This window comes from Streptomyces sp. SCL15-4, from assembly GCF_033366695.1.
In the GTDB taxonomy this organism is placed as follows: Bacteria; Actinomycetota; Actinomycetes; order Streptomycetales; family Streptomycetaceae; genus Streptomyces.
In genome coordinates this window covers 8,065,578-8,088,801 of the sequence record NZ_JAOBTQ010000001.1, presented here as the reverse complement: position 1 = coordinate 8,088,801, position 23,224 = coordinate 8,065,578, and the positions used below count along the sequence as shown (strand labels likewise).

General features: G+C 71.6%; 20 protein-coding genes and 1 pseudogene. 14 read left to right on the top strand and 7 right to left on the bottom strand.

The annotated features are described in order from the left end of the window. The first annotated feature begins 59 nt into the window (after window positions 1-59). The 3 genes from SCK26_RS36425 to SCK26_RS36415 all read left to right on the top strand — a co-directional run bounded on the left by SCK26_RS36425 (window position 60) and on the right by SCK26_RS36415 (window position 2,336). Entirely contained in the window at window positions 60-575 is a 516-nt protein-coding gene (locus SCK26_RS36425; RefSeq protein ID WP_318205656.1) for a lytic polysaccharide monooxygenase auxiliary activity family 9 protein, read from the top strand. A 434-nt stretch (window positions 576-1,009) separates the two neighbouring features. Continuing rightward, the gene (locus tag SCK26_RS36420; protein WP_318205655.1) at window positions 1,010-1,729 is read left to right on the top strand and encodes a calcium-binding protein; all 720 of its coding nucleotides are present in this window, start codon (window positions 1,010-1,012) and stop codon (window positions 1,727-1,729) included. Between the two features lie 376 nt (window positions 1,730-2,105). Further along, window positions 2,106-2,336 carry a hypothetical protein gene (locus SCK26_RS36415; RefSeq protein WP_318205654.1) on the top strand — a complete coding sequence of 77 codons (231 nt, stop codon included), beginning with the start codon at window positions 2,106-2,108 and terminating at the stop codon, window positions 2,334-2,336. 7 nt (window positions 2,337-2,343) lie between these two features. Here the strand turns inward: SCK26_RS36415 and SCK26_RS36410 are convergent. Next, a pseudogene (locus SCK26_RS36410) lies at window positions 2,344-2,505 on the bottom strand (N-acetyltransferase); the annotation flags it as partial. A 790-nt stretch (window positions 2,506-3,295) separates the two neighbouring features. Here SCK26_RS36410 and SCK26_RS36405 point away from each other — a divergent pair. From SCK26_RS36405 to SCK26_RS36380, 6 genes are all read left to right on the top strand, one after another. Next, window positions 3,296-4,885 (top strand): amino acid adenylation domain-containing protein, encoded by a 1,590-nt coding sequence (locus SCK26_RS36405; RefSeq protein WP_318205653.1) that lies wholly within the window; start codon window positions 3,296-3,298, stop codon window positions 4,883-4,885. Window positions 4,886-4,888: 3 nt separating this feature from the next. Further along, a complete protein-coding gene (locus SCK26_RS36400; RefSeq protein WP_318205652.1) occupies window positions 4,889-5,158 on the top strand; it encodes a phosphopantetheine-binding protein in 270 nt (89 codons plus the stop codon). A 70-nt stretch (window positions 5,159-5,228) separates the two neighbouring features. Beyond that, window positions 5,229-6,185: a chlorinating enzyme gene (locus tag SCK26_RS36395; RefSeq protein ID WP_318205651.1), complete on the top strand. Its 957-nt coding sequence runs from the start codon at window positions 5,229-5,231 to the stop codon at window positions 6,183-6,185. Between the two features lie 78 nt (window positions 6,186-6,263). Beyond that, window positions 6,264-6,920: an alanyl-tRNA synthetase gene (locus SCK26_RS36390; RefSeq protein WP_318205650.1), complete on the top strand. Its 657-nt coding sequence runs from the start codon at window positions 6,264-6,266 to the stop codon at window positions 6,918-6,920. Beyond that, window positions 6,907-7,914, top strand: coding sequence for a DMT family transporter (locus SCK26_RS36385; protein WP_318205649.1), 1,008 nt, complete (start codon window positions 6,907-6,909; stop codon window positions 7,912-7,914). The genes SCK26_RS36390 and SCK26_RS36385 overlap by 14 nt, the downstream gene beginning before the upstream one ends. 17 nt (window positions 7,915-7,931) lie before the next feature. After that, window positions 7,932-8,675 carry a thioesterase II family protein gene (locus tag SCK26_RS36380; protein ID WP_318205648.1) on the top strand — a complete coding sequence of 248 codons (744 nt, stop codon included), beginning with the start codon at window positions 7,932-7,934 and terminating at the stop codon, window positions 8,673-8,675. 516 nt (window positions 8,676-9,191) lie between these two features. Here SCK26_RS36380 and SCK26_RS36375 read toward each other — a convergent pair. Next, entirely contained in the window at window positions 9,192-9,896 is a 705-nt protein-coding gene (locus SCK26_RS36375; protein WP_318205647.1) for a restriction endonuclease, read from the bottom strand. 23 nt (window positions 9,897-9,919) lie between these two features. Further along, complete coding sequence (locus SCK26_RS36370; RefSeq protein WP_318205646.1) at window positions 9,920-10,129, bottom strand: hypothetical protein; 210 nt, start codon at window positions 10,127-10,129, stop codon at window positions 9,920-9,922. A 616-nt stretch (window positions 10,130-10,745) separates the two neighbouring features. On the opposite strand from SCK26_RS36370, the gene SCK26_RS36365 reads away from it, so the two are divergent. From SCK26_RS36365 to SCK26_RS36345, 5 genes are all read left to right on the top strand, one after another. After that, window positions 10,746-11,234 (top strand): sortase, encoded by a 489-nt coding sequence (locus SCK26_RS36365; protein ID WP_318205645.1) that lies wholly within the window; start codon window positions 10,746-10,748, stop codon window positions 11,232-11,234. A 220-nt stretch (window positions 11,235-11,454) separates the two neighbouring features. Continuing rightward, the gene (locus tag SCK26_RS36360) at window positions 11,455-12,033 is read left to right on the top strand and encodes a class F sortase (protein ID WP_412080879.1); all 579 of its coding nucleotides are present in this window, start codon (window positions 11,455-11,457) and stop codon (window positions 12,031-12,033) included. A 505-nt stretch (window positions 12,034-12,538) separates the two neighbouring features. Next, window positions 12,539-13,933, top strand: coding sequence for a GAF domain-containing SpoIIE family protein phosphatase (locus tag SCK26_RS36355; protein WP_318205643.1), 1,395 nt, complete (start codon window positions 12,539-12,541; stop codon window positions 13,931-13,933). A gap of 249 nt (window positions 13,934-14,182) precedes the next feature. Beyond that, a complete protein-coding gene (locus tag SCK26_RS36350) occupies window positions 14,183-15,421 on the top strand; it encodes a sensor histidine kinase (RefSeq protein ID WP_318205642.1) in 1,239 nt (412 codons plus the stop codon). After that, window positions 15,396-16,058 (top strand): response regulator transcription factor, encoded by a 663-nt coding sequence (locus tag SCK26_RS36345; protein ID WP_318205641.1) that lies wholly within the window; start codon window positions 15,396-15,398, stop codon window positions 16,056-16,058. The genes SCK26_RS36350 and SCK26_RS36345 overlap by 26 nt, the downstream gene beginning before the upstream one ends. Window positions 16,059-16,383: 325 nt before the next feature. On the opposite strand, the gene SCK26_RS36340 is transcribed toward SCK26_RS36345, so the two are convergent. The 4 genes from SCK26_RS36340 to SCK26_RS36325 are packed head-to-tail and all read right to left on the bottom strand — an operon-like array spanning window position 16,384 to window position 23,220. Further along, window positions 16,384-19,191 (bottom strand): DUF5682 family protein, encoded by a 2,808-nt coding sequence (locus SCK26_RS36340; RefSeq protein WP_318205640.1) that lies wholly within the window; start codon window positions 19,189-19,191, stop codon window positions 16,384-16,386. A gap of 17 nt (window positions 19,192-19,208) precedes the next feature. Next, the gene (locus tag SCK26_RS36335; RefSeq protein ID WP_318206173.1) at window positions 19,209-20,321 is read right to left on the bottom strand and encodes an ATP-binding protein; all 1,113 of its coding nucleotides are present in this window, start codon (window positions 20,319-20,321) and stop codon (window positions 19,209-19,211) included. A 50-nt stretch (window positions 20,322-20,371) separates the two neighbouring features. Further along, window positions 20,372-21,802: a vWA domain-containing protein gene (locus tag SCK26_RS36330; protein WP_318205639.1), complete on the bottom strand. Its 1,431-nt coding sequence runs from the start codon at window positions 21,800-21,802 to the stop codon at window positions 20,372-20,374. Further along, a complete protein-coding gene (locus tag SCK26_RS36325) occupies window positions 21,799-23,220 on the bottom strand; it encodes a hypothetical protein (RefSeq protein WP_318206172.1) in 1,422 nt (473 codons plus the stop codon). The genes SCK26_RS36330 and SCK26_RS36325 overlap by 4 nt, the downstream gene beginning before the upstream one ends. Between the last annotated feature and the right edge of the window lie 4 nt (window positions 23,221-23,224).

Genomic DNA, 23,224 nt, shown 5'->3' with positions numbered 1-23,224 from the left:
TGCTCATGCTCGCCATCGTCCTCGGGCAGGCGGGCACGGACCCCCACACAGGAGTTGTCATGAAGAGCAAGAAGATGCTGGCCGCCGCGATCGGCGCGGGGATAGCCCCGATCCTGGCCGTGAGCCTGCCGGCCGGCAGCGCGAGCGCGCACGGCTACATATCCTCGCCCCCCAGCCGGCAGGCCCAGTGCGCCGCCGGCATGGTCTCCTGCGGTTCCATCAAGTACGAGCCGCAGAGCGTGGAGGGCCCCAAGGGCCTGATGAGCTGCAGCGGAGGAAACGCCGCCTTCGCCGAGCTCGACAACGACAGCAAGGGCTGGAAGGTCACCCCGGTCAGCCGGACGACCAGCTTCAGCTGGCGGCTGACGGCCCGGCACGCCACCAGCACCTGGCAGTACTACGCGGGTGGCCGGAAGATCGCCGAGTTCAACGACGGTGGCGCCCGGCCGGGCGAGACCGTCACCCACCAGGTGAACTTCGGCAGCCTGACCGGCAAGCAGAAGGTGCTCGCCGTGTGGAACATCGCCGACACCGCCAACGCCTTCTACGCCTGCGTGGACGTGAACGTGAGCTGACGCGGTACCGCACCATCCGGCCCTGCCGGGACACCGGCCGGTCCTGTCAGGGCCGGCCGGTGTCCCGGTGCCCGGAGCGGGCGATGCGCCGGGTGCCTCTTCTCCCGGCCGCCCGGCGGCCGGGAGACCTCTCCCTCGCGTGCTCGCCCCGGAGGAAGCCGGAGTCGGCAGGCGGGCCCCGCGCGGACCGGACCCAGCCACGCACCCGGGGCTCCTCAGGCTCTGCGAGACCACGGACCACGGCGAAGCTCACCCTGAGGACACCCAGGCCGAGCGCGCAGGCCCCGACACGGTGGCTCGTCCCGACCACCCCACGGGCCGTCCCGCTCGGGAGGGACGGCCACGAGGACACTGCCGTCGCGACCGCCCGCCAGGTCCCCGGCAGCCACCGCCGGCAGGCCGGCCCAGCGGTCGCCACATCGAGATGAGGTCCCATGAACCGACACGCAGCCACCGCCCGCGCGGTCGCCGTGACCCTGCTCGCCACCGGTCTCGTCGCCGTCCCGGCAGCCACCACCCTCGCCGCCGCCCAGGCCAAGGCCCGCGTCGGGGCCGACTGGGCGACTCAGTCGATCGTCTTCACCGCCGCCGCAGGCCAGGCCAACGATCTCCACGTGATTCCCATGGACCTCGGCGCCGGGGTCCGGCGGATCGGCTTCCGCGACGCGGTCCCGCTCGAACCAGGCGACCACTGTGCGTACCTCGAACCCGGCGACGACACCTTCGTCGTCTGCGAACTGCCCACCGGCAGCCCCCGGCCGGACAGGATCGACGTCTTCCTCGGCGACCGCGACGACACGATCGTCACCAGCGACCCCGCGGTCGCCACCGTCCGCGGCGGTCCCGGCGACGACGAACTGCACGCCCACACCGCGCACACGGTGCGGGGTGACGCCGGGGACGACATGGTCATGGGACACGCGGTCCTGGACGGCGGCGACGGCATGGATCACCTGATGGGCGACGACGACGGCCAGCGGCTGTGGGGCGGCCGGGGCGACGACATGATCGAGGCGTACGGCGGTGCGGACACCGTGTACGCCGGCCCGGGCGACGACCACGCCATGGGCGGGGACGGCCCGGACGTCGTCCTCGGCGGCCCCGGGAAGGACACCGTCGAAGGCGGCCCGGGCCGCGACATCGTCCTGCGGTAGACACGCCACCCCGAGCCGCGCCGGGACGCTCCGGCGGCGGCCCCGGCCCGGATCGCCTCCCACGGCCGGGCGGAGCCGCGCGCCCCGACCGCGCTCGTGCGGACACCGCGGGCGCCCTGCACCACCGACGACACCCTCTGCACGGTCACGACCAGCGCCCCGCTCCCCTGGCGGGCGGATACGGCAACTCCCCGGCGACGCGCATCTGCGGCCATCCGCCAGACCCGGCCACACGCGTACGCCGACGCGCACGCGAACGAGCCGGCCACCGTGAACTTCCCGGCGGCAGCCGGCGGGGCGGCCGGGCCGGTGCCGGCCGCCGACCGGGACGTCGCTGCCGTTCTCGCGGCCAGAATACGTATACCCGGCGCGGCTGGTGGGCTGGTCCTACGGCGCACTCGGCGGCGCGCCCGGCGCGCACCGGGACCCCGGCAGGGCCCTCGGCACGACCCCGGTCGACGGCGCCCGGCCCTACGACCGGCCGGACAAGGCCATGGAACACCGCGTCCGCGAGCTGTTCCGGCGGCTGAACCGGGCCGTGCCGCCGCGGCCCCCGACCGGTCCGGCCCCGCGGACGACCGCCGGGGAGGCCGGAAGCGCGCCCTGACTCGCCGTCACCGGATCGGGTCCGTCCGCGGATCGACGACCCAGTGGTGGGTCCGGAGCATCCGCCCGGCGAACTCCACCTCGGCCTCCGCCCGGAACCGGAACCCGACGGACCGGCAGATGCCGTTCGACGCCGCGTTGGTGACCGCCGGGAAGGCGTGCACCACGCCCCGGATGGAGATGCCGGATTGACCACTCCCTGCATGCCGTGAATCAAGTCGGTTCGAAACCGCACCCGTTCCGGGGATGAGCCGGCCTGGGTCTCGGTGGAGACGACCGTTTCCTATGCCACGGACGGTCGTACACAAAGGCGAGCGGGCGCCCTCCGGGGCCGTTGCAGGTATCCAGCGGAGGCAGAGCAACGACGTACCGGCGGCACAGGCTGCGATCAGGAGCCCTTGGCCGACGGACACAGCCTGCCTGGCCGCGTACCGCAGGTGCGTTCCGGCCAGCTCTCGGCCGACGCCGAACGCGGCGAACGTCAGACCTAGTCAGGAAAGCCCCGCTCGGCACCGAAGCGCTGCCTCCGGCAAGAGTCGGTGAGCCGCGACAGGGGGCGTACGCCCGGAACGGGACGGGCCACACGGTCGGGCCCGCGCAGCTCACGCCGGTGACCGGTGGCTGCCGAGGCGGCGGGTGAGCGCGCCGTCGACGCGCGCTGCAGCCGGGACGACTGCGCCACCGACGAAGAAACGGACGGCTGTGTCCGGACTCCGCAGGCGCGGCGCTCCGGGGGTGTTCAGGTCATTTCTCGCCAACTTCCATCGGAGCTATGTATTCCACTTTCCCGTCAAGATGCGGATTCAGCCAAAGTGAACAAACCTTTGACGATCACATGTAACTAAGATCACATTTATCTACGCCGAGGTCCGTACAGGCATCAATCATGTAACGATGTGTTGCGACTGCGGGGCCACGTTGGACTGGTGGATTTGGTCATCAATACACAATGGAGCCATTGTGTCCGAAGAGAAGACCCAGTACCCCTCGCCAAAAGATGCAGAGTTCGGCGCGACGCTGGTTGATTTATTCTCCAGGGCCGCCATCGAAAAGCCCGACCGCACCGCTCTACACATTGACGACGAAAAGATCTCGTACGGCCACCTCTCTTCCTGGGTCGACGCTCTCGCAGGTCTCCTTCACGACGCCGGGGTGAGGAGAGGCGACCGGGTCGCGCTGCGCATGCCTCCTGGCGCGAACGCCATCGCCGCCATGCTCGGCATCCTCAGGGCCGGCGCCGCCTATGTCCCCTTGGACATCCGCAACCCACCCGCTCGCAACGCGTTCATCGTCACCGACAGCCAGGTGGTCGCGCTGGTGGGAGACGCCGGTGAGGCCTCCGGATACACAGGGCCGGTGGTCACCGAGGAGAGCGTGGCAGCGCTGCGGGAGCACCGGGCGGACAAGGGCCCCGGGCCCGAACGGCCCGGCCCGCAGGACGTCGCCTATATCATCTACACCTCCGGCACCACGGGCCGCCCCAAAGGGGTTCCCGTCCGGCACGGCAACGTCACCGCTCTCTTCGCGGCCGCCTCGCGCCTGTTCTCCTTCTCGGCCGAAGACCGATGGCTGCTCTTCCACTCCATGGCCTTCGACTTCTCGGTCTGGGAGATCTGGGGCGCGCTGACCACCGGCGCGGAACTGGTCGTCCTGCCGTACTGGACGGCCCGCACCCCTGTCGAGACCGCCCGGGTCGTACGCGACCGGGGGATCACGGTGCTGAACCAGACACCGACCGCCTTCAGCGCGCTGACCACAGCCATCCTGAACGAGGGCATCGACCTGCCGGAACTGCGCTACGTCGTCTTCGGCGGCGAAAAGCTCACGCCCGCCGTGGTGCGCCCTTGGGCGAAGCGTTTCGGCCTGGAGCGACCGCACCTGGTCAATATGTACGGCATCACCGAAACCACGGTGCACGCCACGTTCCATCGGCTGACCGAGGACGACCTGGCAGCGGAAGACTCGGTCATCGGCCGGCCGCTGCCCGGCTTCACCTACCGGATCGTCACCGAGGACGGGCGGGACGCCGTACCGGGCGAGCAGGGCGAGCTGTGGCTGGCCGGTCCGCAGGTGAGCGAGGGCTATCTCAACCGGCCCGAACTGACCGCCGAACGCTTCACCACCGGTCCTGCGCGGGACGGCGGTGAGCCACCGCGGCGCTACTACCACTCCGGTGACCTGGTCAGCCGGCGAGCCGGGGGCGATCTCGTCTACCAGGGCCGGGCCGACCTGCAAGTGAAGCTCCGCGGCCACCGTATCGAACTCAGCGATGTGGAGGCCGCGGTGCGCACGCACCCCGCGGTGGTCGACGCGGTGGTCTGGGTGCATGAGTTCGCGCCGGGCGACAGCCGACTGGTATGCGCCTACACGGCACGTGCCTCCGAGGAGGACGCGGGACCCGATGCCCGTGCCCTGCGCGCCCACGTGAAGTCGGTCCTGCCGTCGTACATGCAGCCCGCGCAGTATCTGGCACTGCCGGAGCTGCCGCGCACGATCAACGGAAAGGCCGACCGGGCCTCCGTGGCCCGGGCCTTCGAAGAAAGGAGATGACGGATGTCGGAAACCCTGAGCCGTGGCCCGAAGGCGGGGAGCACCGAGGAGGTGCAGCAGCTGACCCTGGAATGGGTCGCCGAACTGCTCGAAGATCCCCAGGCGGGCCCGGACGACAACTTCCTGGACCTGGGCGGGCACTCCATGCTCGCCTTGCAGCTGAGCCAGCGGGCGAAGGACAGGTTCGGTGCGGAATACGACATCAAGGTGCTCTTCGAGGGGAGCATCGCGGAGGCCGGCGCCGATCTCGCCGCCCGCACGACCATCAGCTGAATCGTTTCCTCACAACTCCGACGCAGCAACGCTTGAACGGCGTATCGGCCACATCGAAGGGTGAGAACGCATGAGCACCAGTGAGCAGACGGACTTCCGACTCGGAGCCGACGAACTCGAGAAGTTCGAGCGTGACGGCTTCATCGGCCCCATCAAGGTGTACGAGCCGGAGGAAATGGAGGAGCGGTGGAACACCATCCGGCGCCAGCTGCCGGACCGCTCCCGCGCCATCTACCCTGACGACGCGCTCGGCGCTGTCACCAACATCTCCAACTACGACCGCCACCTCGACGTCGACCTGCTCTCCGAGCACATCATGAAGGCGGAGATCGTCGACCGCGTGGTCTCCATCCTGGGGCCCGACGTCCTGTGCTGGCGCACGGAGTTCTTCCCCAAGTACCCGGGGGACGAGGGGACCGACTGGCACCAGGCGGCGACGTTCGCCAACGCCAGCAAGAAGCCGCAGATCATGTGGCCGTCCGAGGAAGGCCGGCCCGCTTTCGGCGGCACCATCACCGTGTGGACCGCCTTCACCGACTCGACGCTGGAGAACGGTTGCCTCCAGCTCATGCCCGGCACCCACCGGCACATGAACTACGACGAGTCGCTGGCCATGGACTACGACCCCAACGCCATCAACAGCCGCGAGAAGGACGGCGTCAAGCGTGGCTTCTTCGGCTACGACTACCGCCAGCTCCAGAAGGACCCGAATTGGAAGCCCGACGAGTCGCAGGCGTTCCCGCTGGTGATGAAGAAGGGCGAGTGCGTCATCTTCTGGTCGACCCTGATGCACGCCTCGCTCCCCCACACCGGCAGCAACAAGGACTACCGCATGGGCTTCGCCGCCCGTTACGTGCCCACCCAGGTGCACGTCTACCCGGGCACGGAGACCGTGGCGGAGTACGGCGGCGGTATCCCGCTGGACAACTACGGCGCCGTCGTCGTCGCCGGTGAGGACAAGTACGGCATCAACCGCATCGCCAAGGAGAGCCAGACGGGTTACGTCTTCGCGCCGCGGCGCTTCTGAGGGACTGTGATATTGCTGGGGCGGGCCCGCCGGCCGGGCCGCCCCAGCACACCTCAACTGACTTCCCCGGAGACTTCGTTGCAGCGCCACATCTACCTCAAGGACACGTACCGGTTCACCGTCACCACGCGGGTGGTCGATGCGGGAAGCGGTGAGCTGGGGTACTGGCTCACCTTGCAGGACAACATCTTCCACCCGCAGGGCGGCGGACAGCCGAGCGACGTGGGAACGGTCGACGAGACGGCGGCGCGGCCCTTCAAGGCGCCCGAGACGGACGAGCACGTCGTACGCCTCTCGTGCGAGCGGCCCTTCACGATCGGCGACGAGGTCACCAGTGCCATCGACCCCGAGGCGCGCCGCCGCCACGCGGCCCTCCACACCTGCGGTCACGTCGTGGACGGGTTCGTGCGGCAGCTCGGCTTCCGCCACCGGGTGAGCAACCACTTCCCCGGGCAGGCGCGCATCGAGTTCGACGCCGGTGAGGGAGGCAAGCCCGATCTGCAGCAGTTGGCGGCGACCGTGGAGGAACGCACCCGGCAGGCCATCGAGGCCGATCGCAAGGTGTACGCGACCGAGCAGGGCGACCGGCGCATCATCGGCATCGACGGCCTCCAGGAGGACCCGTGCGGCGGCACCCACGTCAGCTCGCTCGGGCAGCTCACCGGATTCTCGTTGCGCTCGGTCAAGATCAAGGGCGGCGTCCTGAAGGTGGGGTACGTCGTTGAGCACGTCTGACCGCGCCGCGAAGAGCGTCGCCGAGGCGCAAGTCGTCGACGAAGCCGTTCCCGCCGGCCCGGCCCCGGCAGCGCCCGGCGCGCGCCCGGCCACGACCTGGCTCAGCGACATCGGTGTGCTGGGCGTGGCGATCGTGTGGGGTTCCACGTACGTGGCGATGCAGTGGTCGGGGCAGTTCATCTCCGTCCCCGCCTTCCTGTTCTTACGCTTCGCGATGGGCGCCTTGGTCATCACGGTCCTGTCCTTGCGCGTATGGCGTGGAGTCACCCGTGAGGAGGTGTCCCTGGGCGTCCTGTTCGGGTGCCTGCTCTTCGGCATCCTGTCCCTGGAGACCCTGGGCGTCCGCTACACCCTGGCGTCCAACGCCGGCTTCCTGATCTCCTTGTCGGTCATGCTCGTCCCGCTGATCGAGCGGGTGTTCCTGCGGGTGCGGGTCGCCCGGAGCATCTACCCGCTCACACTGCTCTCCCTCGCCGGATGCGCGCTGCTCACCCTGGACCAAGGACTCTCGGTACGGAGCGGCGACCTGATCATCCTGGCGGCCGCCGTCATCCGGGCCGCGCAGATCGTGCTCTTCGGTTCACGATCGAAGGGCCGCGAGGTGTCACTCATCCGGGTAACCGGCATCGAGCTGTGGGTGGTCGCGCTCGGCGGCCTGCTGCTGTCGCTCGTCCAGCCGGAACGGTCCTGGCACGAGGTGGAACATCTGCCGGGCGACGCCTGGCTGGTCATCGCCTATCTGGGCGTGGCCGGCACCGCGTTCGCGTTCCTCACCCAACTGCACGCCGCTCGGGTGTCGAGTCCCACCCGGGTGGGCCTGGTGCTGTCCACCGAGCCGTTCTTCGCCGCCGTCTTCGCGGTCGTACTGCTCAGCGAACACCTCGGTCCGGCCCAATTGGCCGGAGGAGCGCTGGTGCTGCTGTCGGCCTATCTGGGTCGCTGGGTCGATGCCCGGCAGCGCTCGTCCCCACCTGCATCGGAGGTCAAGGAGTGAGTCGCTACCCCCTGGTCATGCTCCACCATTCGGGCGGGACCGCCCGGGTCTTCGACGGGCTCGTCCGGGCCCTCCCGGCATGGCTGGAGCCGGTCCCGCTGGAACTGCCGGGCCGGGGCCGTCGCTGGCGGGAGGAACCGGTCCACACCGCCGCGGACGCGGTGAGCGATCTCGACGCGCGGCTGGCGGACGCCGGCGTGACAGGAGAGTTCGCGATCTTCGGCCACAGCATGGGCGCCTATCTCGGTCTGTCGCTGGCCGCGAGGCTGGAACAGACCCCGGGGCAGGCACGGTGCTCGGTACTCTTCGCCTCCGCGAACCTGGGGCCCCTGCGCGTGCAGCCGCTCTTCGAAGGCGATCCGCTCCACGCCGACGACGAGGAGGTCCTGCGCGTCGCGGCCCGCTTCGGTGGGCCGGCACCGCAGATCCTGGAGAACGCGCAGCTGCGTGAGCACGCGGTGCGACTGCTCAGGGCGGACTTCGCCGTGTGTGATTCCTTCGTGCGCACCATGCGGCGTACGACGACCGAGAGCCACCTGGTGGTGTGCTGCGGAACGGACGACCTCTTCAGCGACGACCAGTTGGACGCATGGCGGCTGAGTTCCGCCGCGGAGACGGAGATCGTGCGCTTCCCCGGCGGCCACTTCTACGTCGACGCCGAGGCGGAGGCCGTGGCCCGGACCGTCGCCGCGCGGCTGCCGGCCCCATCCGCCGAGCCGGTCACCACCACGGCGACAGGAGGCGAAGGCTCCTCCCTCTGAGGAGAGTGACTTCGAACCGTGCCGGCCACGACGCCTGCGCGCCGTGGCCGGCACGCAGCACGCTCCGCAGGATTTCGTCCACGTACTCACCTGACGGCCCGCGTCGTGTGCCCGCCTGTCCTCGGTGCCCGATGACCGGCCCGAGGCCCTGGCCGTGCTCTTGGTCGCCGTCGGAGGCCGCCGTCCAGTGAGCGGATCCCACGGGTTCACGGGGCTGAGCCCGGACGGGTTCCGCGCCAGAGATCAGGCCGACGGCACGTGGCTCGTGACCGGGCGAGAACCGCACGCCCGCACCGGCGAGCACGTCCTTGCAGTGCTGTGGTGGAACATGCGCCTGCCCCGGCCGCCGACCGGGAGCAGCAGCCTGTCATCGAGGGCCCTGACACGCGAACAGGTCCTCGGCGGGCACGCTGCCGCAGGGCGAGGCGGTGCAGGAGGAGCACCAGTCGTCCCGGAGATCACCCTCAACGAGTGTGCTCCGTTATGGCTGTTGACGGCGGGCCTGTCCCGGCGTCCTCAGGAGAGGGTGGTCGGTCTGCGAGGCGGCGGGACGGCGCGCAGTAGCTCCCACAGTGGGCGTGAGCCGGACGCCCATACTCCGAGGGTGCGCCGGTCGACGACGTGGAGGCGCTGCTGCTCGGCGAAGTTCACGGCGGGTGCGGTGACCCGGCCGTTGGTCACGATGACCGCGACGTCGGCGCCGTGGACCTGGCGGGCAGTGCCGTTGAGGACCTGGAGGTCCGGCGTGCCCACCGCGGAGCCGGCGAGGCCGTTGCGGCGGTGCTTGCACTGGATCACCCAGCGTCTGCCGTAGGGGTCGGTCGCCTTCACGTCGGCGCCCAGGTCGCCGCCGCCCCCGACCCGGACCGCGTTCCGGCAGCCGTCACGGCGCATGAGGTCCCGGACCGCGTACTCGAACCGGGTGTGATGCAGGGCGTCGAGCTGGGAGAGGCCGTAGCGCAGGCCTCGCGCGCGGACCGCGTCCCACCGCGCCCGCTGCTGCCTGTGGTAGACCCAGCCGCCGCCGGCGAGCGCCGCGAGTACGCCGATGACGACCAGGACCCACCAGTGGGCCAGCAGCCAGTTGACGACCGCCACGACCAGCGCGACGACCAGGACCGCGGCCGGCACCAGGCCGATCAGCCGGCCATGCGCGTGCTGACGCCGTCTGGCCGGCCTGCGGGAGTGCCGCCGGGCCGCCGGGCGCCTGGCCGCCGCCATCCGGACCTTACGCCTGCGGGGACTCACCGGCCGGCCTCCGTGACGCCACTCGCCGGCTCCTCGAAAGCGTTCAAGATCCCCTGGCCGGCCGGAGTCGGACCGTTCAGGATGTCCAGCGCCGGGACGATGACCACGGTCATCCTCTCGTCGGAGCGGCTGCGGGCCTCGGTGCGCCGCCGCAGCCGGAAGAACACGACGACTGCGAGCAGCACCGCCACATCGATGGTCAGCAACCCCGGACCTCCCCCACGGACCCACCCACCACAACGGAACGGCAGGACGCCGCCCCAGCGTTCTTGTGTAGCGGCGCCCCGGTGATGTTCGCGGCCGGTTGCCGACGAATGGCACAAAGCGATCGGAGCTGGCCGAATACCGGCGCGACACCCATCCCATTCAATAGACCGACGGACCCAGGCACGGTGAACGCCTCCGGGGCCAAGTGGGAGCGAGCGTGAGCAAGGGTACGAGCGGCGTGTGGGCTGCTTCCGGCGTCCTTGCCCTCCGCGACGGCCGGAGCGCCGCGCATACACCTCCGTACAGGTGATTGGGCCCGGCGCGCAGGACGTCGCACCGCTCCCCGCGCGGCTGTCCGAGGCGTGCCCGCGCCGTGCGGGACCGCGCGACCGGCATTCACCGATATGGGGACGGAGTGGCGGGTGATGCGTGAGGCCGATCTTCGCGGCGGTGACCTGCGGAAGTGATCAAGCGGCGCTGCCTTTGCGCCTGACCGGGTGACACATGTGGTGGTGCGCCGGGTTGCGGGACTGACGGACTGTCGGTTGCCTCATGAGCGGAACACAGGAGAGGCACCGCACAGACGGGCCGGGCACTGTCCGTTGGAGGATTCGCATGCGTTACACACACATGGGTGCAGGGATCGGCCTGGCTCTCGGTGCCCTGGGACTCCAGATCCCGGCCGCAGCCGCCGCCGACGACTCGGATGTCCGTATCGAACCGCGGAACGCCTATCCGGGTTCCACGGTCACGGTCAGTACGAGTGCCTGCGACCCTGACGCGGACTACGGCAAGGGCACGTCGGAGGCGGGCGGAGATTTCCACCTCTTCGCGGGTGACGAGGAGGGCGTGCTCACCGGTCAGTTCCAGATCCCGGAAGGCGTCGGCCCGGGCAGTGACACCGTCACCCTGAAGTGTCCGCCACTGACCAAGGTCACGGAGACGTACGAGATCACCGGCCGCCCTCCGGAGGGCTCGGTCAACGCCGGTTTCGGACCGGCCGACGACTCGGGCACGGGGCTCGCCCTGGGCGGCGGACTGCTCCTCACGGCCGCCGCCGGTGTCGTCTGGATCTACCGCCGGCCGAACGACAACAGAAGCTGACCCCTGCCGATCGGTCGATCCCGTGTCGATCCACTTCGGCCCGCAACCGGGCTCTGAACGGAATGCCCCCGTGGCGGCGCGGCCCACCCGCCGCGGGACCGGCCCCACCACTACACCGCACCCGCCGTGAAGAGAAGGCTCAACCGCGATGGCACCCGGCCACCAGATCCGCCCTTTCCGAGGCCCGCTCCTTTCCGCCGTGGTCCCTCTGGGCTGGGCGATGGCGGCAGGTGCGGTACTGCTGATCAGCGGGGTGCACGACGAGGAGCCACCGCGGCCTTCGGCCCGGGCCTCCTCGACCTCCGCGCATCCCGCCCCTCCCCCGACGGTCCGTCCGCTGCCCCCCGCGGACCCGGACCGGATCCGGATCGCCGCCATCGGCGTGGACGCCCCGATGACACGGGTGGGCCTCGACGCGACAGGGGCGCTGCGGACTCCACCGCCTGAGGAACCCGGCCTCGCCGGCTGGTACGGCGACGGCATCGCGCCCGGCTCGGCGGGCACCGCCGTCGTCACCGGGCATGTGGACACACCCGCCGGCGACCCCGGCGTCTTCTACGACCTCGGCGCCCTGACCGAGGGCTCCACCATCGAGATCCACAGGGCGGACCGGCGCACAGCGGTGTTCACCGTCCACGCCATCGAGCTCTACGACAAAGAACAGTTCCCCAGCAAGAAGGTCTACGGCAGTTCCGGCCGGCCCGAGCTCCGGCTGATCACCTGCGGCGGCGGCTACACCAAGGACACCGGCTACCTGGGCAACGTAGTGGTCTACGCGACGCTGACCTCGGTGACGTAGGCCGGCGGAACGGACGCCACCCGGCCGCACGACCACCTCACCGCCCGCCGGCCCGCCGGCCCGCCGAACACGGAAGGCCGCCTTCCCGGCCACGACCTGGCATCCGGGCCCTACGGCACCCTCCTCACCCTGTCCCGACACCGAAGCACTCCCCCGCCTGACGTGGACCCGCCGCCCGGCCGCCCTCAACGGGCACTACGCGCTCGGCGACGTGGAAACGGCCGAGGATGCCTCGTCGGCATACACCCCGGCGACCCGCTGGACCCGTACCACGGAGCGGTGGGCGTCCTGGCCGGCACGGCACCTTCACCACCGGGCCCGTACGGGCGTCTGCCAGCGCAGACGGCCGCGGTTCGGCCGATGGGGTGGCTGCGGACGGCGCACGGCCAGTCGCCGGGAAGCGGAGCGGGAGGGCGGTTCAGATGACTGGAGCGGCCCGTGTGGCGTACCGCCGGCACGCCGCAGAGGGTATCCGGGGCTGGGTACGGAAAGCGAGGCGGCGGCGATGGCGGAGTACGGTCAGGAGCCACCGGTCGGGGACGAGGCTCCGCGGGAGGGCGGCGCACCGCCGGACGAGGTTTCCTACACGTCCCTGCTCGATCTGCCGCTCAGCTCCGATCTGAACCGCATCGGCGAGCAGTTGCACGCCCTGGCCCGTGCGCAGAGCACACTGCAGGAGCTGCTCCAGGCGGTGCTGAACATCACCAGCGAACTGGAACTGCCCACGGTGCTGCGGCGCATCGTGCGCACCGCGATGGACCTGGTGGGCGCCCGCTACGGTGCCATGGGCGTGCTCGACGCGGAGGGCAGGCTCCTGGCCGAGTTCATCCCGCTGGGACTGAGCGCCAAGGAGTTGGCGGACCTAAACGGGGTGGAGCTGCCGCGCGGGCGGGGGCTGCTGGGGCATCTGATCCGCCATCCCGAGCCGTTGCGGCTCGGGGACATCTCCCGCCATCCGGAGTCGGCGGGTTTTCCGCCCGGGCACCCTCCCATGCGGAGCCTGCTCGGCGTCGCCATCAGCGTGCGCGGACGGATCTACGGCAACCTCTACCTCTCCGAGCGCACGGACGGGCAGCCCTTCGACCGGCACGACGAAGGAGTGATCCGCGCACTGGCCGGCACCGCCGGAGTGGCGATCGAGAACGCCCGCCTCTACGAGCAGGTCCGCAACAGCGCCGTACAGTTCCAGCGGATGCTGCTGCCCCGCCTGCCCGACCTGTGGCCGTTCACCGCCGGGGCGGCGTATCAGCCGGCCAGCGCCCCGGCCGCCGTGGGTGGCGACTGGTACGACGCTCTGCTGCTGCCCGACGGAGCCTGCGCGGCCGTGATCGGTGACGTCGTGGGACACGACCTGCGGGCCGCGGCCGACATGTCGCAGCTCCGCAGCATGCTGCGGGCGCTGTACTACGACCAGAGCGTCCCGCCCAGCGCCTGTCTCGCCCGGCTGGACCACATCATGCATGCCGCGCTGGGTGAGACGCCCATCGCCACCGCGCTGCTGGCCCGTCTGGAACCTGCCGACGGCTCCTGGCGACTGCGCTGGTCCAGTGCCGGACATCCACCGCCGCTCCTGCTGCTGCCCGACGGACGGCCCCGCTACCTGTTCGCCGAGCCCGGCCTCCCCCTCGGGGTGATGCCCGATCTGCCCCGCCCCGACCACTGCCAGGCGGTGCCGGTGGACAGCACCGTCGTCCTCTACACCGACGGCCTGGTGGAGGGCCCCGGCCATCCACTGGACCGAGGACTGGACGCGCTGGCCGTCACCGCATCGAGGTTCGCCGGGCGTTCACCGGACGAGCTGTGCCGGGCCCTGCTCGACCACCTGCCCGGCAACGGACACGACGACAAGGCGGTCATCGCCCTGCGCACCCCGCCACTGACGGGCTACGCCCGCTCCTGAGTTGCCGCGGAAGGGACTCCGGCTCTCGCCGGGGGGCGCGCCGGGCCCTCGGACTCGGAGTTCCGACGGCACGCCCGCCCCGGAAAAGCCGCGTCAGAGGCCCTCCCGACGAAGCCCCGCCCACGCCTGTCCTGTGGCGGTCCCGTACGCCAGGTGAGGACGACGTTCAGGTGAGCCGGGTCCCGGACGCGGGGACCGTGTTCCTGCGGGAGACCGTCACCGGGCCGTCGGCGGCCTTAGCATCCTGCGGTGACCTGGTCTCGTACAGGAGCGATGGCGGCCGACTCGGTCATCGCCGTCGGTTTCGCGGTGGCCGCCTGCATCGCCGGCATCTACTATCAGCCGCCCGGCTGGCGCGCGTTCGACGCGACCGGCGCCGTCCTTGGCTGTCTGACGGCACTGCCGCTGGCGGCGCGCCGGCGGCTGCCGTTCCTGACGGTGCTGGTGTCCTCCGCCGGCTACGCCGTCTACCTCGGTTGCGGCTACCAACCGTCGGTGAACGTGTGGGCGCCGGCCGCCGCCCTGCTCAGCCTCGCCGGGTGCCGTCCGCTCGCCGTCTCCTGGGCCGCGGCCGTTCCGGTCGCCGTGGTCACCGGGCTCAGCGGGCTCACCGGCCGCCTGCACCTCGCGCTGGTGGCCGCCCAGACCGTCCTCGTGCCCGTGGCAACCGTCGCTTTCGGCCATACCCGCTACCTCCTCGTCCGGGCCAACGCCAAGCTCCGCCAGGCCACCGCGGACCTGGTGGCCGAGCAGGAGGCACGCGCCCGCAACGCCGTCACGCTCGAACGCATGGCGATCGCGCGGGAGTTGCACGACGTGGTGGCCCACCACATGTCGGTGATCACGATTCAGGCCGGGCTCGCGGAGACGGTGCTCACCTCGGACGTGCCCACGGCCCGCGACGCCCTGCGGAACGTCGCGGAGACCGGACGCGGCGCCCTCGACGAGCTGCGGCGCCTGCTCACCGTGCTCCGCGTCCAGGCCGACGACGACCGGGAGGAAGTGCCCTACGAGGCGGCGCCCCGCCTCGACCGGCTGCCGGAGCTGGTCGGCGGCGCCACCGCGGCCGGCCTCGACATACGGTTCACGGCACCGCCGGAACCGGTTCCCCTGTCGCCCGTGGCCGAAGTGTGCGTCTACCGGGTCGCGCAGGAAGCGCTCACCAACGTCATCAAGCACGCGCCGGGCGCGCGCGTGGACTTCACCCTCGACCGCATCCTGGACGAGGTCGTCCTCGTGGTCCGCGACGACGGCGGCCGGAACGGCCGCGTCCGCCGCGACGGGCGACCGGAACCCGTCCCCGGCTCGGGGCTGGGCTTGATCGGCATGCGCGAACGGGTCAGGATCTGCGGAGGACGACTGTCCGCGGCACCGCACGAAGGAGGCGGTTTCGCAGTCGAAGTGGTCCTTCCGGTGCACGCGCCGCGTCGTGCGCGCCCGGAGGAACCGGGGGGCGGGGGACATGACACGCGTGCTCGTGGTGGATGACCAGGATCTCGTCAGAGCCGGCCTGGCCGCCCTGCTCCGGACCGCGCCGGACATCACGGACGTGGGCGAGGCCCGCGACGGCGAGGCAGCGGTCGAGGCCGTGCACCGCGAGCGGTGGGACGTCGTCCTCATGGACATCCGGCTGCCGGGCATGAGCGGTATCACCGCCACCGAGGAGATCCTCGAGACGGTGCCCGAGCCGCCCCATGTGATCGTGCTGACGACCTTCGACATCGACGAGTACGTGTACGCGGCGCTGCGCGCCGGTGCCGGCGGCTTCCTGCTCAAGGACACGTCGCCGCAACGGCTCGTCGAAGCGGTCCGGGTCGTGAGCCAGGGGGAGATGCTGTTCGCCCCGGCGGTGACCCGGCGCCTGGTGGAGTCCTACACGCGCCGGCCCGCCTCGGTGGTCGAACCGGAGGCGGTGTCGAGGCTGACCGCGCGGGAGAGAGAGGTACTGCGGCTGGTCGGCTTGGGCGTCGGCAACGACGCCATCGCCCGGCAGCTCCACGTCACCGAGGGCACGGTCAAGACACACCTGCACCGGATCATGGGCAAACTCTCCCTCAACAGCCGCGCCCAGGCGGTCGTCATGGCCTACGAGAGCGGACTGGTCGTCCCCGGGCAGTCCCGGTAAGGACGCGGTGCACCGCCCCCGGCGACGTCGCACCGCGTCGCCGGCCTGCCCGTCGGTCTTCGTTGTCGCCGCCCGCCCGAGCACCCGGCACTCGGCCGAGCGGGGACGGCCGTGATCACGTGCTGGCGCGTCGCGACCGCCGACAACCCGTGCTGACGCGACTCCGGCCCCCGGGGTGGTCCTCATCGAGCGGAGACGTCAGCAGCCCCGGGCAGCAGTCGGCGGCGCCGTCGTCCTGGCCGAGTCGACGCCGCAGACCGGAGCGTACGGACGCTCACCACCGTGCCGGAGTGTGCGCGGGCCGGGCCCGGGCCGCCGAGGGCTGTCAGGGAGTGGTCAGGAGTTCCTCCAGTGCCTGGGCGGTCCGCGGGTGGCGGGCGAGCAGCGTCGCGCCGGTGCGGGCCGGCGCGGAGGTCTGCCAGCCGCCGTCGCAGCCCAGCAGGTCCGCCACCGCGTCACAGGTCGCGGGGTGCGCCGAGAGCAGCCGCACACCGCCGGGCTCGGCCGCGCTGCCGCGGGACGGGCGCGCCGTGGTCGTCACCGGGTCGGCCTGCCACGGCGGGACCCAGCTGTCCAGGGCCGCCAGCCGGCCCGGGAAGACGCGGCCGGCCTCGCGGATCAGCAACGGCGCCAGGTCGGCGCCGCTGCCCCGCACCGTGGTGATCAGCGTCGGCAGCCAGGGCAGCAGCACCGGGTCCGGCAGCCGTGCGAAGGCGTTGGACACGGCCTCGACGGCGAAGTCGGCCAGAGCGGGCACCGGTTCCAGGGCGTGCAGGAATCCGCTGAGGTAGCGCGGATAGGCGGGCAGGGTCAGGGGGTTGCCGAGCAGTTCGTCGCAGCGGGCCCGCAGGTCCGCGCGCGAGAGCCGCCCGAGCTGAGTTCTGGCCGCCCACAGCAGCGCCGTCTTGGCCGCGTCCTCGGAACGGGACTGGGCGACGGCCAGTTCCAGCTGGTTGCGGTCGCAGCCGAGGGAGAGGGCGAGGCTCTCCATGCTGAACAGGAAGCCCAGCATGGCCGCGACCTGGCGGACGCTCGCGTCGTCGTCGGAGAACGCGGTCGGCAGCAGCGTGCAGTAGTGGGCGTAGCCGGTCTTGACGAAGGACTCGATCCAGGCGGGCAGGGACGGCTCGCTGGTGCGGTAGTAGGCCAGCAGTCCGCGTACCCGGCGCAGCACCTCCGGCGCGCCGTCGACGCTCCGCTCGGTCGCCAGCACCTGAAGGGCGTGCCGGCCGAGTTCGTCGGCGAGGCGGCGGCTGCGCAGGTAGAGGGTGGCGTCCTCGACGGCCTCGAGGACGGTCGCCGTGGTCGCCTGCGGGCCGTACGCGGCGCGGCGCAGCCGCTGTTCGAGGACCTGCTCGATGCTGACGCCCTCGTAGCCCAGCTCGATCAGGGCGCGCTGGTGGGTGCCGAGGGCCAGGTCCCACGACTCCTGGAGGGAGCGTTCGCCGAGCCGCCGCTCGCCCATGACGGTGCGTGCGGCGCCGTGCGGCATCAGATACCGCAGCATCCACAGCACGTCGGAGCACTGCTCGAGTTCCGGCCGGGACGCCATGTCGAGCAGCGCCCGTTGTACGCCGCGCTGCTGGAGCTTGAGGTTCAGCGGGGCGAGCCGGTCGTGCACGTCGCGGGCGAGCGGCGGCAGGGCGTCGTAGCCGACCTGGCCGACGCGGTCGCCGCCGAGCATGATCTCCACCAGGCGGCGCACATCACGCCGGCCGGGCACGGTGTCCTTCTCGATGCAGGTGACCGCCGCGTCCTGGAAGTCGTACGGCGTGGGTCTGGCCCGGTCGCGCATCCCGGCGAGCAGGATCGACGTCTCGAACACCGCGATGGCGTCGGCGGTGGAGGCGAGGTAGCCGTTGCGGCGGGCGGCGCGCACGATGTCCACGGACCAGCCGAGCAGTTCGGCCTCGTCGAGGCGGTCCAGGACGGGGGGCCGCCGGAGGAAGCCGGTGAGCCGGTCCGGGGCGGCGGATTCGGCGGGCGGTGCCGGGGCGGCGGCCTGCGCGGTCTTCGCGGGCGTCTTCGTGCCCGCCTGACCGGCCAGCCGGTAGGGCTTGACCCGGGTGCGCCTGAGGTTCTTCGCCCACTGGGCCGCTGCGATGGACACCGAGCCGGCGGCCAGGCCGAACTGGGCCTCGATCGCGGCGTGGCTGGAGGGGATCAGTCCGTGCTGCCACTTGGTGGCGCTGGGCGGGCTGATCTCGAAGGTGGCGGCGCCGTGGACGCCGAACTCGGCGACGCGGCTGGCCGCGTGGAAGGCGCCGCACACGTAGAGGGCGTCGGCCGGGTCGGTGCCGGTGGCGGCCATGTGCTCGCGCATCCGCGTCCACATGTACCGCTCGCGGTCCTCGTCGACGCGGACCCGGTGTGCCTCGCCGGGGGCGAGGCGCCTGAAGAGGCTGCCGATCAGCAGCATGACCTGGCGGTAGGTGTCGTGGTCGCTGTCGCCGAGCGGCAGTTCGACGTACTGGTGCCACCACTCCGACCAGTGCCGTACCCGCCCGTGCCGCAGCAGGTGCTCCTCCAGTTCGGCGAAGCGCGGGCGCAGGTCGCCGATCTCCACGCCGACGGCGTCACCGTGCAGCGCCGCCTCCTCCTCGGCGGACGGTGCGTCCGGGACGGCGGGTGCGGCGGACTCGTCCTTGCTCTCCTGCCACTGGAAGACGTGGTCGGAGGAGCGGTCCACGAGGACGAGTTCGACGCCCGGGGTGTCCAGGGCGTAGGCGATCGCCTGGTACTCGGCCGACGCCTCGGTGATCGGGGCGACGACCGACAGCGGGGCCCACTCGGCGGGGAAGCCGTCGACCTCGGTCGCGAAGGCCTGCACCGCGACCGGTAGCCGGCAGTTGCGCAGTTCGGTCAGGAGCGGCGCCATGTCCTCGCAGAGTTCCAGGTAGACCACCTTGGGCTGCTTCTCGCGCAGCCGGCGTGCCATGGCGAGCGCGGAGGCGGGCGAGTGGTGGCAGACCGGGAAGATCTCCAGTGGTTCGCGCACCGCGCGGTCGACGTCGTCGACGATGCCGAGGAGGATGCCCTCCAGCGCGTCGGGCCCGTCGGCGAACGCGGCGGCGGCCTGTTGGAGCTGGGCGCGCAGGGCGGTGAAGGTTCCCTCGTTCACCGTGCTCTCCATGGTGCTGTTCCGGGCGGTCACGACAGGGTGGCGATCGCGTCGCGGCCGCCTTCGAGGAACTCCGCCCAGGAACCGCCCTCCTCCTTGCTGCGCGGCTCGACGACGCCGTGCAGGTACTTGTTGAGGATGGCCAGGTCCTCCGGTTCGCGCCGGACGAGGGAGCCGACCAGCGAGGAGGCGAGGGTACGGGCGGTCAGCGCGCGCTCGCCGAAGAAGTTGCCGTGCAGGACCGCGTCCTCCAGGACGCCGATCTGCTCGGCGGTGGAGAGCGCGGACTCCAGCTTCTCGTCGTCGCTGCCGGCCGCGGCGGCCGAGGCGCGCAGGTCGGAGAAGCTCTGGAGCAGCACGTCGAGCAGGGTGGGCGGCACGTCCAGTTCGATCTGGTGGCGGCGCAGCAGTTCCTCGGTGCGGAAGCGGACGATCTCCGCCTCGCTCTTCTTGTTGGTGACCACCGGTATGCGGACGAAGTTGAAGCGGCGCTTGAGCGCGGAGGACAGGTCGTTGACGCCCCGGTCGCGGCTGTTGGCGGTGGCGATGACGGAGAAGCCGGGCTTGGCGAAGACGATGTTGTCGCTGTCGAGTTCGGGGACCGAGATGTACTTCTCGGAGAGGATGGAGATCAGTGCGTCCTGCACGTCGCTGGTGGAGCGGGTCAGCTCCTCGAAGCGGCCGATGACGCCGTTCTCCATCGCGGTCATGATCGGCGAGGGGATCATGGACTCCCGCGACTGGCCCTTGGCGATGACCATGGACACGTTCCACGAGTACTTGATGTGGTCCTCGGTGGTGCCGGCCGTGCCCTGCACCACGAGTGTGGAGTTGCGGCAGACGGCGGCGGCCAGCAGTTCGGCGAGCCAGCTCTTGCCGGTGCCGGGGTCGCCGATCAGCAGCAGGCCGCGGTCGGAGGCGAGGGTGACGATGGCCCGCTCCACGATGCTGCGGTCGCCGAACCACTTCTGGGAGACCTCGCGGTCGAGGCCGTCGGCCCGCTCGGAGCCCAGGATGAACAGCCGGATCATCTTGGGGGACAGCCGCCAGGAGTAGGGCTTGGGGTTGTCGTCGACGGACTCCAGCCAGTCCAGTTCCTCGGCGTACTTGATCTCGGCGGGGGCGCGCAGCAGGTCGGACATGTGCATGGCCTTTCGGTGAGAGGAGGGAAGAGAAGCCGGTGCGGGACGGCTCAGGTGAGGAACGTCTTCAGCTCGTGGACGAGCTTGCGGATGTGACCGGAGATCACCGGCGTGCCGAGGTCCTTGAAACGCTCCCGGAACCACGGGTTGACGCTGCCGCGGCCGGAACTGGTCACCGAGCCGACGGGAATGAACTTGGCCCCGGAGCGGTGGATGGCCGCCATGCTCTCGAACAGCGGCTCGGACCGCCATTCGTAGAAGTCGGAGATCCACACCACGACGGTGTTGCGCGGTTCGGCGATCTTGGGCTGGGCCAGGGCCATGGCGACCGTGCCGTCGGTGCCGCCGCCGAGGTTGGTGCGCAGCAGGGTCTCGAAGGGGTCGCTCACCCAGGGGGTGAGGTCGAGCGCCTGGGTGTCGTAGGCGATCAGGTGGACGTCGACCTTGGGCAGTCCGGCGAAGATGGACGCCAGAATGGTGCAGTTGACCATCGAGTCGACCATCGAGCCCGACTGGTCGACGACCACGATCAGGCGCTGGGGTGTCGTCCTGCGGACGGTGTGCCGGTAGTAGAGGCGGTCGACGTAGAGCCGCTCCTCCTCGGGGTCCCAGTTGGTGAGGTTCTTCCAGATCGTGCGGTCGAGATCGAGGTTGCGGAAGACCCGCTTGGGCGGGGTCGACCGGTCCAGGTCTCCGGCGGAGGCCTTCTCGACCTGGGTGCGCAGGACGTCGCCGACCTCGTCGACGAAGCGGCGGATCAGCGCCTTGGCGTTGGCGAGGGCGACGCCGGAGAGGTTGTTCTTGTCGCGCAGCAGCTGCTCGATGAGCGACATGCTCGGGGTGAGCTGTGCGGCGAGCGCGGGGTCGGCGAGGACTTCGCGCAGGTGCATCCGCTTGACCAGGTCGGCTTCGAGGGCGCCGAGTTCGGGGCCGATCTCCGGGACGAGCCTGCCGAGGTCGGGCATGCGGCCGCCGCCTCCGGTGCCGGTCGGGCTCACTCCCCCGCCCGTCCCGCCGCTTCCCGTGCCGTGTCCCGGGCCCCGGCCGCCGCGCAGTTCGCCGGGCTTGCAGCCGAACGCCCGCTCCAGCCATCCGGCGTCGGACTGCCAGCGGGCGAGCTGCCCGGCGGTGACGGTTCCGGTGCCGGTGGCGAAGACGTTGAGCAGCACCTTGGCGGCGAGGGCGGCGCGGCGCACCTCGGCGGCCCGGTCGCGGCCCTCCTCGCCGGTCTCGGGCACCATCAGGGCGTCGAACTCCTCGGCCAGTTCGGGATGGCGCTGCACTAGGGCGTCGATGGAGGCCTGCGGGTCCAGCAGCGCGGGCGGCAGTCCGATGTCCTCCACGACGGCGAGGGAGGCGGACTCCAGGGTGGCCTGTTCCTCGTGGTCGAAGAGGCGGGCGAGCAGCCGCCAGTACAGGACCTGCCGGCGGTTCTCGTCGGCGCTGGGCAGGGTGGGCTCCTTCGTGGTGTGGTCGGTCATTTCCGCAGCAGCCTTCCGGCGCGTTCGCGCAGTACGGCCACCGCGTCGGTGGCGGCCTTCTCGGCCTTGACTCCGGCCTTGTCGGTGGTGCCTCCGGCCCAGGCACCGGCGTGCACGGCGGCCGGTTTCCTGCGCACGGTGGTCTCCACGGCGAGCGGCTGGAGACGGAACCGCCCGGCGTCCCAGCGGAGCAGCCCGATGCAGGAGCTGGAGGCGGTGACGGCCTGCGGGGTGAGCGGGCCGGCGGCGGGGATGCGGTCGGTGTCGACGGCCAGGCGGTGCCCGGGGAGGGTGAAGGTCACCGTGTCGCCGTCCTGCTCGATGCCGTAGCCCTCCAGGAACACGGGCTGGGCGAGGTGCGCCGGGTGCCGGTCCAGGGGGGCGGCCGGCGCCGTGGTGGCGGTGGGCAGGGCGACGCGTGCGGTGGCGAAGGGGTCGGCGGGCTCTCCCGGGCGGGCGTGTTCGTCCTGCCAGACCAGGTCGCCCTCGGCGGTGACGGGCATGCCGGTGAGGTCCATGGAGCGGCCCTCGCCGGCGGCGGCCAGCAGCGTCATGTGCGGGCGCAGCAGCTGCCAGACGCCGGCGCCGAGGACGGTGTCGGGTTTGGGCACGGACACACTCGCCCGGACCAGCCGGGGCGCGGTGCCGTCGGCGGGTTCGAACACGGCGTGCACCTGGGCCTGTGCGGCGGTGGCGTGTTCCTGGAGGTCGACGCCGAGGGGCAGCAGCCGGCCGGTGGCGGTGTCCGCGGCGGGCGCGGCGGCGGCGCCGGGGAGCGTCAGCAGCATGCCGCGTGCCCACAGGTCGGCCCACCGGCGCACCGGTATCCGTTCCAGGGCGGCGCCGGGGCAGGACGCGGCGAGTTCGGCGGCGAAACCGTCGAGGAGGGCCGCAAGCCGGCGCAGTTCCGGGTCCGGGAGCATCGCGGACACGACCTGCGCGGCGCCGGAGACGAGGTCGTGGTCGATGCCCTGCCAGCCGGTGCGGGCCAGGTCGCACAGCCAGGAGCGGGCGGCGGCGAGCAGGTTCGGCGCCTGCCGTCCGGCGGCGGCCGGGGCGGTCGGCTCCTCGCGGGTGCGGCCGGTGACCTCGTCCGCGCGGGCGGTGAGCGCGTCGTGCGCCGAGCCGAGCAGGGCGGTGCGGGCGGCGGCGAGGGCGACGAAGTGGTCCTCGCTCGCGGCACCGGCCGCCGCCTTCTCGGCGGCCTCGGCGACCCGGGCGGCGAGCGGGCTCGCGGCGACCGCGTCGGCGAGCGCGATCAGGCCTTCCGCCTGGGCGGGGCGCGGGCGCAGCAGGCCGCCGGTCAGGGTGTGGTCGAAGGCGTCGACGGCGGCCAGCGCCTCCTTGAGCCCGTCGACGGGTCCGGTGAGCCCGTCGAGGTGTTCCTCCTCGTCCGCGCCGGCCTCCTGCGCGGGCACCCGT

Excerpts from the sequence above, each read along its gene's own strand:
- SCK26_RS36425 (WP_318205656.1), top strand. The coding sequence starts at position 60 with ATGAAGAGCAAGAAGATGCTGGCCGCCGCGATCGGCGCGGGGATAGCC.
- SCK26_RS36420 (WP_318205655.1), top strand. The coding sequence starts at position 1,010 with ATGAACCGACACGCAGCCACCGCCCGCGCGGTCGCCGTGACCCTGCTC.
- SCK26_RS36400 (WP_318205652.1), top strand. The coding sequence starts at position 4,889 with ATGTCGGAAACCCTGAGCCGTGGCCCGAAGGCGGGGAGCACCGAGGAG.
- SCK26_RS36395 (WP_318205651.1), top strand. The coding sequence starts at position 5,229 with ATGAGCACCAGTGAGCAGACGGACTTCCGACTCGGAGCCGACGAACTC.
- SCK26_RS36380 (WP_318205648.1), top strand. The coding sequence starts at position 7,932 with ATGCTCCACCATTCGGGCGGGACCGCCCGGGTCTTCGACGGGCTCGTC.
- SCK26_RS36375 (WP_318205647.1), bottom strand. The coding sequence starts at position 9,896 with ATGGCGGCGGCCAGGCGCCCGGCGGCCCGGCGGCACTCCCGCAGGCCG.
- SCK26_RS36365 (WP_318205645.1), top strand. The coding sequence starts at position 10,746 with ATGCGTTACACACACATGGGTGCAGGGATCGGCCTGGCTCTCGGTGCC.
- SCK26_RS36360 (WP_412080879.1), top strand. The coding sequence starts at position 11,455 with ATGGCGGCAGGTGCGGTACTGCTGATCAGCGGGGTGCACGACGAGGAG.
- SCK26_RS36355 (WP_318205643.1), top strand. The coding sequence starts at position 12,539 with ATGGCGGAGTACGGTCAGGAGCCACCGGTCGGGGACGAGGCTCCGCGG.
- SCK26_RS36345 (WP_318205641.1), top strand. The coding sequence starts at position 15,396 with ATGACACGCGTGCTCGTGGTGGATGACCAGGATCTCGTCAGAGCCGGC.
- SCK26_RS36340 (WP_318205640.1), bottom strand. The coding sequence starts at position 19,191 with ATGGAGAGCACGGTGAACGAGGGAACCTTCACCGCCCTGCGCGCCCAG.
- SCK26_RS36335 (WP_318206173.1), bottom strand. The coding sequence starts at position 20,321 with ATGTCCGACCTGCTGCGCGCCCCCGCCGAGATCAAGTACGCCGAGGAA.
- SCK26_RS36330 (WP_318205639.1), bottom strand. The coding sequence starts at position 21,802 with ATGACCGACCACACCACGAAGGAGCCCACCCTGCCCAGCGCCGACGAG.